Raw genomic sequence first — 14472 nt, forward strand, 5'->3', positions numbered from 1 at the left:
CATCATTGTCATATTGATATCGAATGACAGCTAAGTCAGCGAAGTAATTTTTTAGGAGAATTGCGTATGAGAAGATTGATTCCAGCATTTGGGGCTGACCGCACAGTAGTGCTTTTTGGTGTGGGGCCTTCGGCAGAGATCGGTTTGCCGACCTGGGAAATGCTAGCAAGACAAATAGCAGAAGAAGGTGCCAAGATAGTTAATGCACCCTTGCTAGCAGTCTCAAAAGACATTGAGAGAGGTTTCATTCCCAAAGCCATAGGAGATGTTGAGCGAATTCTCAATTCGAAGGGTTTTTCGGGTAGAACTTTCGTTGAGAACGTTACAAAACGAGTAGTGAAGGATAATGGCCGAGAAGGTAAGCTCTATGCTTTAATGGCAAGGCTTCCGGCCAAACTATACATGACAACTAACTACGATGAAGTGTTTGAGAGGCATTTAAAGAATTATAAAATGGTACCAGGAGTCTATACTAACAATAAGGAATCAATTGAGGAGCTAGATCCTTCTTCATATGAAAAGTCCATTCTACATGTGCATGGCTCAACGGTACATGGGGGGCAATTAATTATAACTGATACTGATTATTCGCGCCTTATGCAGGCTGACGAGTACAAACCACTGAGAAAAGTGATTGAGTCGCATTTATATAACAGCGCAATTGTCATCATGGGATATAGTTTATCTGATCCCGATCTCCAGGCAATTGCGCGAAGAGTGACTACCGTTTTGCGCCGCAAATATCCGGTCTTGGCGTTAATACCCGATGTGGATCACAAACGGGCTACTCAATTTTCATTAGATTATAACATCGATATTATTGGCTATTCATCTGATAACGGGCATAAAGAATTGCGATCGATATTGTCTACGGTATTGAAGTGGCTTGAAGCTCCGCAAGAATCAATAGTTATGGATCATGATTCATTACGAATGGCGCAAATACTTTATGTTTATGATGCAGCGCGAAATGCCGGTGTCCCGACAATTGTAGCAGCGGTAAAATCAGTGATATTGAGTGCTATATCCAAATGTCCAGAAGGCCTTATAAAAAATGATCTGTCAAAGACGCTCAGGGACACTGCCGGTGCGAAACTAGGAGAAAAGCAGCTAGGTGATACGCTAAAGGAATGTCTCAGTGAAGAGTTGGTAATTGATGACGGGAAACTCTTGAAATTGAGTACAAAGGGGCACGAACTTGTTTCAGTATCGAATAGGAAATATGAAAGGCTGTGGGCAAATCTTGGTGAACATGTACAGTTGGTTGTGCGTGGAGATGGTAAAATAGGCGAATTGCTACAATGTGTATTGGTGGATATATTTACAAAACGTGCAGCGGAGGCCGTTGCTTTATCAATACACAGTAATCCAATTAATACAAGTTCATTGAGCCTCTTTGATTTGATATCGCAGCGGTCAAGTGTAATTGTGAGCAGTTCTAAAAAGCTACGATTTATTGATTATGTTATCGAAATGCTTCGAAAACCAAATGCATCTCAGCGGGCTATTATAGAACATCTTGGTCGTTGTCTCTTTTGTACCCACTGTCTTAGACTTGATATTGATGCCTATAGCATGCTTCGAAAATATATTTCTGGAAGGACGGTAATCCTAGACTCGAATATACTTATTCCCTTGCTGGCATGTGAAAGCCCAAATCACACAGCGATATCTGCACTTCTTGCCTCAGCGAAGAGTAATGGGCTTCAGCTAATCACAACAGGAGGTTTTGTTCAAGAATCCCAAAAGCATGCGGTATGGGCAAGAAATTTCATCGAAGATAACAAGGGCGATCAGAATGTTGTGTTAGCAGCCGCAAGAGGAATGTGTGGTTACGATGGCAATGAATTTCTTAGCGGCATGATTAGGGCTGGTAATAAAAAAGGGAAGCAAATATCGATATATGATTATCTCCATAAATGTACTGGAGCGGCAACTGTTGATTTGCAGGCAATTGTGAAAATCCTGAAGGAAGTATACGAAGTAAATATTATTGAAACAAGAGAAATTGAAAATACTAGTAGAGAATATTTAAAGGTTAGGGAATTAACGAAAGAATTCATAGGGTTGGATAACATATCCGGAAAAACCATGATGCGAATGGAGAGTGAAGCTGAAGCATATGCTATTGTACACGAGTGGGAAAGAATCTATTTCCATTTAGGGTGTAAGTCGAATGTTGCTATATTGTCATCAGGCGGATATCTGAATCGAATTGCTGCGAAGAGCCCCTGTGCAATCAATAGAAATATAATTACGACCCCATATGCTCTTGGTGCATTCTTAAGTACATATATGAATCCTTCTGCAATTCTTGATTTCGGGGCAATTATACGTTCTGAATACTTTAATTCTGCTAGTGATTTTATCGAGGATGTCGAATTGGAACGCTACTTTTCAGGAATCATAGCGGCTGCTGACCGGGCTTATGAAGATGAATTAAGACCTCGGCTTGAAAAACTTGAAATAGAAATATTCCCAGATGGGCTCCCTGAGTCTCTTTCAGAAATCGATCCTGTTCAGAGGCCTGAAGCTGTTAGAAGCCTCTCAAAGGTTCTGTCTGCCTATTTGGATACAGATCAAATCAATCAGCTTAAGAAAGAAAAACGTAGGGCTGAGGAGCAGGCAAGAATTGCGGATGAACGCGCTAAGCGCGCAGAAAAATTGCTAAAAAAGAGAAGAAGAGGAGAAACAAAATATAAAAGGGCGCAGAAGCGACGCGAAGAAAAGGGGAAATAGATTAGATTTAGCTACGTTCGAGTATTGTAATCGCCTTTAAAATAAAATGAAATGAAGATTGCACAAATTAGCCTGCAGCAAGCTGGGTAGTAATGGGAGACACTAATGTCCCTTAATCCAATCATCTTTTCCGAACGTGTTCTGCGCAGTTTCCTGAGATATCAGCTGACAGCTTATCATTTCGCCGACGAAGGTCTGCATAGCCAGATGCGGTCGCTCTTATCGCTTGATGAGACACGCCAATCACCATTGATGAAGGGTCCCTACGTAAGCCTTTCGCGACCTTTTCGCCGTGGGGCGAAGGTGGTGGATCTTATTGGCCGAGGCATCTTCCATCCCCACATGCGCCACCTGATCCCGGAGGAAATTACACATATCTATGGACATCAGGAAGATGCGACTCGCGCCATTCATGAGGGGAAAACCACGCTGATCTCCACAGGCACTGGTTCGGGTAAAACAGAATGTTTTCTTTGGCCGATCGTAAGCCGGTGTCTGGAGATTAAGGAGGCAAAGGCGAAACCCGGTATCAGCGCCGTGATCTGCTATCCCATGAATGCGTTGGCGGAAGATCAGCTCGGGCGACTGCGTGGGATGCTGGCTGGGACCGGCATCACCTTTGGTATGTATGTTGGAAAGACTCCGGAAACAGAAAGTGAAGTTACCGGCATCCGACTTCCGATGGGCTCATCTCATGCAGATTATATTGCGAAACTCGAGGAATTGAGAGACGAGAAACGGCCTGATTCTGTCTATCCACCTGAAGAAGTCTGCTCAAGGGAAGAAATGCGCAAACCCGGTGGGCAGCCTCGAATCCTCCTCACCAACGTGAATCAGCTTGAATTGCTTCTGACGCGCCAACGCGATGTGGAACTCTTCGCAGATGCCCGGCTTGATTATCTCGTTTTTGATGAGGCGCACACCTTCACAGGAGCCAAGGGCGCTGAGACGGCTTGCTTGATCCGGCGATTGCGTAGTTTCTGTGGACGCGAGGAAAGTGACACGGTCTGTGTCGCGACATCGGCGACTATCGTTGACAAAGAGAATCCTGAAGCAGCGCGTGACTTCGCTTCCCGTTTCTTTGGTGTGCCAAAGAGTGATGTGCAAACCGTTGGCGAAGCCTATGAACCAGAACTGTGGGAAGGGAAGAGGAGTATCCCACCGGCGCCAAAGAAGGATCCCAATGAAATCCTGAGCGCATGTGTGGAGGCGGTTGATAAAGGTGAAGGCACCGACGCCGCTATACGTGCTGTTTATCGTGATCTCGCGGGATCTGAACTGCCTGCGGGCGATTGGTCTGTGGCGCTGTATGAATCCCTTTCACAAAATGAGATTGTCTTCCGCCTGACTGAACTCCTCGCCGAGCCCTGGAATCTGAACCAGCTTCCCGAAGAGCTAGCCAAACACGTTGGGCGCCCCGTGTGTGAGGCTGAGATCTTGTCCTGGCTGACATTGGGAGCGGCAGCGCGGATTGAGGAGCGGCCGCTGCTGCGTCCTGTCGTGCATGGATTCATCCGGGGAATCAGTGGCGCTGTGGTGAGCTTTGCTGAAGATGCTGATGATCCGCATTTGTGGCTTGCGGCGGAGGATGAGATTGCGGCGGCGCAGGGAGAATCTCAGAGCCATCATTTCCCTGTGATGACCTGTACAACCTGCGGTCAGCATTACTTTGTCGCCTTTCTCAAAGATTTTGAATTTTACGCTGGAGGACTAGGCGGCGGTGATGCGTCTGAGGGCAGCCACTCTTGGGAGCCATTGGCTGAAGCGCAGGGTGGACGGCGTGTTGTCCTCACCGATCGAATCGTGGGCGGGACAGATGACGAGGCGATCGAGGAGAGTGATCAGACCGCCGAGCTTCATTTTTGCCGCGGTTGCGGGGCGGCCTTTCCGGGGTCGGTAACGCGCTGCATCTACTGCAGCTCAGTGGGGCAAAGCGTGCGGCTTTTCGCCATCCGCCAGAAAGAAGATAATCCCGGAAATCTCACACGATGTATTTCATGCGGATCCACCGGCAGTCATATCGGCGGGAGGTATCGCGAGCCCGCTCGAACCGTACGCGCAACTAATGTTGCCGATGTGCACATTCTGGCGCAGGACATGATTCATCATTCCGAACGGCCGCGGTTGCTGGTCTTTTGCGACAACCGGCAAGATGCCGCGTTCCAGGCCGGGTGGATGAAGGATCACGCCAGGCGTTTCCGGCTTCGCGCGCTGATGGCGGAGGGACTGAAGCAAGGTCCCATGTCTGTGGGAGACCTTGTCCATTACTTGGATGATGTTCTGAACAAAGATGAAGTGCTCTCGCGTGCGCTGGTGCCGGAGGTTTGGCTGGTTGCCCGCAAGGAGGGCAAGGGGGGACGGCACGAGCAGGAGAGGCGCAAGTTTCTGCGTTTTCAGGTGCTCCGTGAAGTGACGATGACGGGGCGGCAGACGGTCGGTTTGGAGCCTTGGGGAAGGATGCGGGTGGAGTATGAAGGGCTGAATGCTTCTCTGCCTTGGATTCAGGATCATGCAAACCAACTTAGATTACCGGCGGAGCATCTGCGGGAGGGTGTTGCCAGCCTGCTCGATATTCTGCGGCGCCGGCGCATTCTCTTTGATCCAGAATATCAGGTCTTCACCAAGTACTGGCAGGAAGGGGATCAGGAACTCCAGTATGGATACCTTCCTCAGACGTGGGGACCGATTGGTACAAAGCTGCAGCGGGGATTGGCTGAGGAAGGTCGATACATCGTTCAGTGGATCACAAGCCGCGGTCAGACAACAATGCACCAGATTGTTCGGAAGTGGGGGGTTGAAGTTACAGATGTTGCTGATTTCCTGGAGAGCCTTTTTGAGTTTCTTCGAAAACTTGAGCTGCTGAAACCGGTTCGCCTGACGGGTGCAAAGGGGAAACCCCTGCCTGGATTGAGTGGCCTGTATCAAGTCGATGCGGATCATCTGCGTCTGCAGGGGAACCATGGTGTTTGGTGCTGCCAGACATGCAGGCGACGCTCGATACGCAATACACCGCACAGTCGTTGTCCGGCATATCGCTGCGAGGGAGTTCTCGCGTATCTGCCGGAAGATCCGGATAATTATGACCTGCAAATCCTCGATCAGGGCTACTCCATGCTCCGTCCGGAGGAGCATACGGCGATGGTTCCGCATGAAGACCGGGAACGGCTTGAGAATCTCTTCAAAGGCACGTCCGATGCGGTGAACTGCTTTGTCTGTACGCCGACGCTGGAGCTGGGGGTTGATATTGGGGCGCTGGACGCGATTCTGATGCGCAATGTGCCGCCGCTTCCGGCGAATTATTGGCAGAGGGCCGGGCGTGCCGGCCGGCGTCACCGGATGGCGGTGGACATGACCTACTGCCGTCCCGTATCCCACGATCGCGCCTACTTCGCCGATCCGCTGAAATTGCTGAGCGGACGTGTTGATCCTCCGGCCTTCAATCTGAGCAATGACCTGATGGTCGCCAAACATGTCCATGCGAGCGTCATCACCCGGCTGCATCAATACTCGCGGGATGAGAGGCGCTCATTCGAGGATCGAGAGCGCATCGCTGGGATCCTCCGAGATTGCATTCCGAATCGGGTAACTCATTACCTGTTTGATAGCGGCCTGATCCGGAAGACGCCACTCGACATTTCCGGGCTAAAGCATCTTATTAACGAGAACATGGATGATCTTGTTGACTATGTGGATAGAGCGTTTCGCCAGGGATGGCCGGAGGCCGACAAGGAGGTTGTGACGCCGCAGGCTTTGCGGGGGCATGTCGAAAGCACGACCGAGGGTTTATCCGCCGTCTTGGATCGCTTGCAACGCCGACTGCGATGGGCGATGGAACAAATCCGTCGTTTGAACAAACTTCGGGAGGAGCAGGGGGATCTGGAGCCGGAGGACGATGCGCTCTTCAGGCGTTGCGATCGCGTTGTCAGGCGGCTCAAGGGGACAGATCGGCGGAGGCGGCGGGAGGCGGAAGGATTTGAGGATGTACACACATACAGTGTTCTCGCCGCGGAGGGATTTTTGCCGGGATACGGACTTGAGGTTGGGTCGATTTTGGGATCCGCGGAAATCCCCTTTTGGCGTGACGGGGCCAGGGATCTGGCGCTGCCGCGGCCGCCGAGTGTTGCGCTGCGGGAGTATGTGCCCGGCAACCTGATCTATGCCAATGGCCATCGCTTCGTGGCGCGGCAATTTCATCGCGAAGTGGATGAGCATCGCATGGAGATGCCCTCGTATGAGATTTCGATGGAGCGTCGAGCGGTGAGACAGATCGGGACGGGGGTGGATCCGGGCGCATTGGGCGCCATGGTTCTGCCGGCGATTTCCGTTTGCGATGTGGATCTTGTGCATCAATCGCATATCTCCGATGAGGAGGAGTTCCGGTTTCAGATGCCGGTGTCGGTGTTTGGATTGGAGAGGGGAGAGCACCGGGGTGGGAAGGCTTTTAGTTGGGGCAAGCAGGATGTTCATGTTCGCAAGGGCGTTCGTCTGCGATTGGTGAATGTCGGGGCGACGCGAGAGATTGAGAGGTCACAACGCATTGGGTATCCGGTCTGTATTGTTTGCGGACAAAGTGTTTCCCCGTCGTCATCGGATCGCCAGCGAGAGCATTTTGCGTCGTCGCATCAGGATCGTTGCGGTCGGCCGGTTGAGTCAGTTGGTTTTTACACTGACGTGGTTGCGGACGCGCTGTCGCTGGTTTCTTGTGAGAATCCCACCGTGGCCTATAGCGTTTTGGAGGCTCTGCGGACCGCGGCGGCGCGGATTCTTGATATGCATCAGGAGGATCTCCAGATACTCGTTATCGGCCATTTGGATCGGGAAGAAGTGGATGCCTATCTTTGGGATCCGATGCCGGGTGGTTCGGGGCTTCTTGAGCAGTTCTGCGGTCGATTTGGCGAGATCGTTGAGGCGGCCCGGGAGATTGTCGCCGGGTGTCCTTCGAATTGTGATACATCGTGCATCGATTGCCTGCAGACGTTCCGAAATGCTTTCTTTCACAAGCATCTGGATCGACGGGTGGCGCTGGAAAAGTTTGATGAGTGGGGTTCGGGGCTGGCTTTTGGGCATGAAATTCCGGCGACGGGCGGTTCAGCGGTTAAGGTTATTGAGGACGGAGCTTACACAGTAAATGAAGCAGAGCGGAAGCTGCGGCATTTGCTGCTTGGTGCTGGATTTGAGGATGGCGTTCGGGGAGAACAGATCATTTTGGATCGGGCAACCGGTTCCACAACGCCGGATGTTATCTATCGAGCTGATTATCATGAGGAGAATGAGGGGATTTGCATTTATCTCGATGGCCTGAGTGAACATCTCCACGGCAATCCTATCACTGCTGAAAAGGATCGGGCGATCAGGACCTGGTTGCGGAATCATGGCTATGAAGTCATTGAGATTGCGGTGACGGATCTAGATGATCGGGGAGCCATGACGACTCATTTCAAACGATTAGCTGGATTTCTTAGAGAAGACGATATTCGCAAGGCATTGCCCGAGGACTCGCTGTGGTTTAAGCGGGCGTGCGAGGCAGCTTCCGAGAATAGAGAATTTTCATTAAAGCGTGTCTATCCCTCAGCAGCCGAAAAATACGTTGAGTGTGTTCCACTGGTCCCATTGGAGGTCGCAGCCGGCGGCTTCGGCGAATCGCAGAATGTCGCGGACGGAGAATGGGAGTGGGTGGAGGTCAAGACGAGCCGGAAACTGCGGGCCGGGATGTTCGTGGCCCAGGTTGTCGGGCGCTCCATGGAGCCTCGGATTCCCGATGGGTCCTATTGTCTTTTTTCGGGCCCGGTGACTGGAACGCGGCAGGGGAAAATCGTATTGGTCCAACTCCGCGATCAGGTCGATCCGGAGACTGGGGCGCGATATACGGTCAAGCAATACGAGAGCGAGAAATCTGCCGGTGACGAGGGCCCGTGGCGGCATATCAAGATTACGCTGAAACCGCTGAACCCCTCTTTTGAGCCGATTTGTTTGACCTGTGAGGATGAAGGGCAGGTGGCTGTGGTGGCGGAGTTGGCAGAGGTTCTTGGCAAAGTCTAAGGAAGAATGAGTGATCAGAGATTCTTTGCAAAGAGCCAATAGAAAACAATCAAAAAGGGGAATGCTTAGCGGGATAAGGATTACGCGGGGATTGTTTTGACTCATTCACCTAACGTTATCGTTTATGATGTTACAAGATATCCGAGTCACATTGATCTCGCTATTCTCCAAAATAGGAGAGAATATATTGAGGTCATTAGGTCGCCGGATTTCTTCTGAGTCGACAAATAGGAGGTCTAATGCTTGACGCAATATATTATCCAAGCTATTTGCCAAGCAAGGAGTGGTTTAAGACACAACTGCTTTTGTGGAATAGGATTTATCGGATTGTCCCGGACCCAATGGAGAGCGTATTTGGAGCCAAGAAAATCTCCTCAGAATGGGGTTTGCCAGAAGAATATGTTCAGACATTGCCTGTGGCCGTCCTGGACATGAACTATCTAAACCAGAGAAAGCGCGCAATTATTAAACAACTGAAATGGCTTTCTACTTTAAAAAAGGACCTGCCAGGGAATTTGCCGGATTGGCTAGTCAGGGTTCTCAAGGAACTGGACTCGGAAGGATTTTATACTGACGCGCCATTTTATTTGAATACTGGGAAGGTGCCCGATTGGGTGGGGACCAAGTTGCTTGAGTATGGATTAAGGCGAAGGGAAAAGGTCGATATATATAATAATGAACACTATGTGATACGGCAAGACGCAGCTGAATTGTTAATGAGTTGTCTCACGCATACGATGGCCGCTCATCGCAATATGTCACCGCTTACCAATAGAGAAATTGCCAATTTCTCCATTTATGGCAATCAGTTGGGGGTTGTTGGTGAGGCCAAGCCAGCAGGCGGAAATTTGAAATCCTTGATTGCCGGGGTATTTGAATTCATGGTACCAAAGAATATCGACAAGCTCGATTTTGCCGAGGTTGTCAAAATTCGGGATGAATATGATGATTTGAGAAAAGGGGCGGCCAACTTCATTAAGAGGATTGCAGATGAGTTTGAGTTGGAGCGAGTGGTCGATGAAAAGAGGGCAAATGAGCTGATTGGGGACGCAACGACGGAATTCAAGAAGAAGGTGGAGGACTTTAAACGGTGCAGTCTGCGGCGAATTATAAAGGACTGGAAAACTCAGACAGTAGCTACATCAATTGGCATGCTCGGTGGCTATATTGCTGGTGGGCCTGGTGCAAGTGTCGGGATCGGGATTGGAGGTGGAGTTTTCTCTATCATTAATCATTTTGTTGGTGCGGCTAAGTCCACACAGATGGAAAAGACTGTTAGATATTTCAGCGTCATCAACCGACAGATAGAACAAAAGGAATATATCGAGGGTTTGCTTTCATATAGGAGGTTGGTCTTGGGTATGTGACTATGAAAAAATCATCTGCATGTTTGAGGGGAATGATAATTCAGTCATGCCCGACATCCTCCTCGCAACCGTGAACGCCAGGTACATTCACAGCTCGTTGGGGCTGCGTTGTCTGCTGGCTAACCTAGGCGATCTCCGGCCTCGAGCTGCCTTAAAAGAGTTCCGCGTAAAGCAGCCGGCCGAAGAGATCGCGGAGCAAATTCTGAAAAAGGCTCCCAAGATCCTGGGCTTGGGCGTCTACATTTGGAATGTACAAAGAACCGCGGAGATCGTAGACATCATCCGACAAAAATCCCCTAAGATCACAATCGTCCTGGGCGGACCGGAGGCAAGCTTTGAAGCCGAACATCAGACCGTCGTTAAAAGGGCCGACTTTGTCATTCAAGGCGAGGGTGACTTGGCATTCGCCCAACTTTGCCGCGACCTGCTGGCTGGGAAACGTCCGTCAGCAAGGATCATCCAGGCTGAACCTTGCGCACTAGACGAGCTAAAATTCCCGTACGACACCTACAAGCCGGAAGATATCGCCCATCGCGTGATCTATGTCGAAGCCTCGCGGGGATGCGCCTATCGCTGCGAGTTCTGCCTATCCGCCCTGGAGACCGCCCCACGCTACTTCCAAACAGTGGCCTTTCTCGAGGAAATGCAGCGCCTGCTGGATCGCGGCGCGCGGCATTTTAAATTTGTGGATCGCACCTTCAATCACGACCTGGAGCGGGCCGAAAAGATTCTGCGCTTCTTTCTGAACCGGTCGCCCCACGACACGTTTCTGCATCTGGAGGCGGTGCCGCATCGATTTCCCGAATCGTTCTGCCGCCTGCTGGGAGAGTTTCCGCCGGGAAGCCTGCAGCTCGAGATCGGGTTTCAAACGCTGAATCCGGAGGTGTCCGAACGGATCGGCAGGCGGTACTCGGTCGAGAAGGCTCTAAAAACTCTCAGCCATCTGCGCCGGGACACGCACGCCTATCTCCACACCGATCTCATCGCGGGTTTGCCCGGTGAAGACCTCGACAGCTTTGCGCGGGGATTCGATCGGCTCCTGGCGGCCGGCCCGCACGAGATTCAGGTCGGGATCCTGAAACGCCTGCGCGGGGCTCCCATCCGCCGGCACAGCCGGGAATGGGGGATGGTCTATCGTGAGGAAGCCCCCTACGATCTTATACAAAACCGGCTCATGGACGCCGCCACGATGCAACAGCTCAATCGCTTCGCCCGCTTCTGGGATCGCACCTTTAACAGCGGCCGCTTTCCCAACCTGGTCCCACTGATTTGGCGAGATGAGGCGTCGCCGTTTTTCGCCTTCTGGTCCTGGAGCGCATGGGCCTCGGATCACTTCGGCCGGGATCATTCCATCCCTCTGGACGAGCTCACGCGAGCCTTGACGCAATACTTGAAAGAGGTCCGCGGGCTGCCTCCGGAAGCGGTGGAGACGGCCCAGCGGAACGATCGTCCGATCCGGCGGCCGCAGCGGCATCCGTCATCCGTCCCGTACCTAAAACGCCAGCGCCGGCATCTTGAAAGTGGTATAGAATCCGACAGATGAGAACTGATGCTGACGCCTGCCTACGCAGAGATCTGAGATACAATTCTGGAGAATTCGACATTCAAGCGATCAGATACTGTCTGAATTAGATCTTGCACAGCATCGCCGCAACTGGTAAATTGTGTCCAGTTATGGAGGTCTAACGCAATGTCGCCTGAGCAATTCCTTTTGTCCCACCCGGTCTTTACACGTACTGAACTGCGGTCTGCTCTCCCCGAGCAATCTACAGCCACGCTGGACCGCACACTAACGCGCTGGCGCCGGCAGGGGCGGATTGAGCGTGTAAAACGTGGTCTCTTTGTGCGCCTGGAGCATCACAGGGAGGGCACGCAGGTCTTACCCGATTTCGCGGTCCTGGCTTCGCGCATGGCGTCCGATGCGGCGGCCGCCTATCATACCGCGCTCGAGGTCCACGGCTGTGCCCAGAGCATCTTTGAACGCTTCACGTTCGTGACCTGGACGGGCGTTAAGACGGCTCATTATCGAGGTCGGCTTCTGATTCCCGTGCGCCCGCGGGCACAGATATCCGCAAACCGCGGCGAAAACTGGGTGGATACCTTGGATCGCAAAGGCCTTGAATTGCGGGTGACCAATCTGGAGCGGACGGCTGTTGATGTGCTGGATCGCCCGGAACTTGCGGGCGGCATCGAGGAAGTCTGGCGCTCTCTTGCCGCGCTACCCGCCATCGATCCGGTCGCATTGCTCAAGTATGTTCTACTCCTCGATAGTGCGCGCGTTGCGGCGCGTGTGGGCTTCTTTCTAGAGTCACGGCAAGCGGATCTGGCAATCCCTGCCTCGACTCTGGAAGCCCTGCAGACCCGACTCCCAAAGCAGCCCGTTTATATGCAACGCAGGCTGGGTGGCAAACTGAACCGCCGCTGGCGCCTGATTGTCCCGGATGAGCTGAATGGGCCGCCCGAGGAGGCGGGGGTATGATAAGACGAAGCCAGGTGGAGGCTGTTGCCCTGCAGAGCGGATTCCGTCCTGATGCCGTTGGTGGGTAGGATGGGGGGTGAGGATGATTTGCAGGGGAAGGGAAGCGGATTCGAACTCCGGCCTGCAGTAATTTGGTTTAGGAAATCGAAGCGTCCCAAATTGAATAGAAGGAATGATATTGATACCCTTTCTGCATGTTTATAGGCTTATGGGCCAAGGTTAACTGCTGGAGGGAGCAACCGAGATAGGCGCATCTTATGCAGGAACATGAGGTGGCCGGGGGAGCCTGAACTCTCTGAGGAATGGATTTAGCAGCCATGGTGGTACCTGCACACCCGAAAATCTACCACATAGTTCATGTGGATCGCCTGCCCTCAATTGTGGCAGACAAATTTCTTTGGTGCGACGCCGAGGCCGACTCGCAGAGGTTGCATGGCACTACAATCGGGATGGACCGAATCAAGAGGCGGCGACTCACCGAACTTAGGCTGACGAGCCATCCCGATTTATTCGTTGGCGCCTGCGTGCCATTCTATTGGTGCCCGCGATCAATCATGCTTTACATGATCCATTGTGCCAATGATCCGGAATTGGCATTTCATGGCGGGCAGGAGCCTATTGTACACCTGGAAGCAGATTTCAGGCAGACGGTGTCCTGGGCAGAAGCGCATAGCCTACGATGGGCCTTCACACTGTCAAATGCGGGCGCCTACGGGGTCTTTTCGCATGGGGTCCAAAGTCAAGTTAGAGAAGCTCTCGGGCCCGCGACTCATAAACCACCTGTCCTAATTTTGCCAGAGTGGTATTATTGATGTCGGTGGAGAGATCTATGATTGAATACAAAACAGGCGACATTCTATCCGAAGACGCAGAAGCTCTTGTCAATACAGTCAATTGTGTTGGCATCATGGGACGTGGCATAGCTTTTCAATTCAAGAAAGCATTTCCGGGCAACTTCAAGGCTTATGCATCCGCCTGCAAGCATGATGATGTCAAACCGGGCCGGATGTTTATTTACGAAACCGGAAGTTTGACAAATCCACATTATATAATAAATTTTCCGACCAAGCGTCACTGGAGGGCCAAGAGTAAAATTGAGGATATCGAATCCGGTCTTGTGGCACTCGTAAATGAAATCGAGTCGCGCAAAATTGAATCAATTGCCATTCCGCCCTTGGGATGTGGACTTGGTGGATTGGATTGGGGGTCTGTGCGCCCGCTGATGGAGAAATTTCTATCAAAACTCCATGACATTTCCATTGTCATCTTTGAGCCCGGTGGTGGGCCTGCACGCGTGCGACCCAGCCGTACAAAGCAGGTGCCTAAAATGACGCCCGGACGCGCAGCTTTGATCGGTCTAATGGATAGATATATTCGCGGATTGCTGGATCCTAATGTTACACTCTTGGAAGTACACAAGTTGATGTACTTTATGCAGGAAGCGGGGGAGCCGCTGCGCTTGAAGTTCACGAAGGCCATTTATGGACCTTATGCCGAGAATCTGCGACATGTCTTGAGTTCGGTCGACGGCCATTTCATTACGGGGTTCGAGAATGGCGATGCGGCCCCGGACAAACAATTGAAGCTAGTACCATGTGCACTTGAAGATGCGAATTTATTACTGAAGGACAAACCGGATACAAGAAATCGATTCTATAAAGTTTCTAGACTCGTAGAAGGCTTCGAATCTCCATTCGGACTAGAATTGTGAGGCGTCCCCAGTTTTCTTGGACACCGAATTGGGGTAAAACCAAGGAAACAAGGAGGGGAAGATGTCCAGGAAAAGAGAGGGTTCAAACAAGCAGGAAGGTGCTGGGAGAGGATTGACGGTGCAAGCGGAGGGAGCCC

General features: G+C 51.6%; 7 protein-coding genes. All 7 read left to right on the forward strand.

The features are described 5' to 3' along the window. Positions 1–66 precede the first annotated feature (66 nt). Positions 67–2739: an SIR2 family protein gene (locus KJ970_12670; GenBank protein MBU2691772.1), complete on the forward strand. Its 2673-nt coding sequence runs from the start codon at positions 67–69 to the stop codon at positions 2737–2739. 105 nt (positions 2740–2844) lie between these two features. Beyond that, positions 2845–8778, forward strand: a complete 5934-nt coding sequence (locus KJ970_12675; protein ID MBU2691773.1) for a DEAD/DEAH box helicase — start codon at positions 2845–2847, stop codon at positions 8776–8778. Positions 8779–9017: 239 nt separating this feature from the next. Next, positions 9018–10145 (forward strand): hypothetical protein, encoded by a 1128-nt coding sequence (locus KJ970_12680; GenBank protein ID MBU2691774.1) that lies wholly within the window; start codon positions 9018–9020, stop codon positions 10143–10145. A 46-nt stretch (positions 10146–10191) separates the two neighbouring features. Beyond that, positions 10192–11688 carry a DUF4080 domain-containing protein gene (locus tag KJ970_12685; protein ID MBU2691775.1) on the forward strand — a complete coding sequence of 499 codons (1497 nt, stop codon included), beginning with the start codon at positions 10192–10194 and terminating at the stop codon, positions 11686–11688. A gap of 147 nt (positions 11689–11835) precedes the next feature. Then, entirely contained in the window at positions 11836–12624 is a 789-nt protein-coding gene (locus tag KJ970_12690) for a transcriptional regulator (protein ID MBU2691776.1), read from the forward strand. Positions 12625–12941: 317 nt separating this feature from the next. Next, positions 12942–13436 (forward strand): DUF4433 domain-containing protein, encoded by a 495-nt coding sequence (locus KJ970_12695; GenBank protein ID MBU2691777.1) that lies wholly within the window; start codon positions 12942–12944, stop codon positions 13434–13436. Between the two features lie 17 nt (positions 13437–13453). Next, positions 13454–14335, forward strand: coding sequence for a macro domain-containing protein (locus tag KJ970_12700; GenBank protein ID MBU2691778.1), 882 nt, complete (start codon positions 13454–13456; stop codon positions 14333–14335). Positions 14336–14472 lie beyond the last annotated feature (137 nt).

The sequence above is a fragment of the Candidatus Eisenbacteria bacterium genome (assembly GCA_018831195.1).
Classification (GTDB): domain Bacteria; phylum Eisenbacteria; class RBG-16-71-46; order CAIMUX01; family JAHJDP01; genus JAHJDP01.

Excerpts from the sequence above, each read along its gene's own strand:
- KJ970_12680 (MBU2691774.1), top strand. The coding sequence starts at position 9,018 with ATGCTTGACGCAATATATTATCCAAGCTATTTGCCAAGCAAGGAGTGG.
- KJ970_12700 (MBU2691778.1), top strand. The coding sequence starts at position 13,454 with ATGATTGAATACAAAACAGGCGACATTCTATCCGAAGACGCAGAAGCT.
- KJ970_12685 (MBU2691775.1), top strand. The coding sequence starts at position 10,192 with ATGCCCGACATCCTCCTCGCAACCGTGAACGCCAGGTACATTCACAGC.
- KJ970_12690 (MBU2691776.1), top strand. The coding sequence starts at position 11,836 with ATGTCGCCTGAGCAATTCCTTTTGTCCCACCCGGTCTTTACACGTACT.
- KJ970_12695 (MBU2691777.1), top strand. The coding sequence starts at position 12,942 with ATGGTGGTACCTGCACACCCGAAAATCTACCACATAGTTCATGTGGAT.
- KJ970_12670 (MBU2691772.1), top strand. The coding sequence starts at position 67 with ATGAGAAGATTGATTCCAGCATTTGGGGCTGACCGCACAGTAGTGCTT.
- KJ970_12675 (MBU2691773.1), top strand. The coding sequence starts at position 2,845 with ATGTCCCTTAATCCAATCATCTTTTCCGAACGTGTTCTGCGCAGTTTC.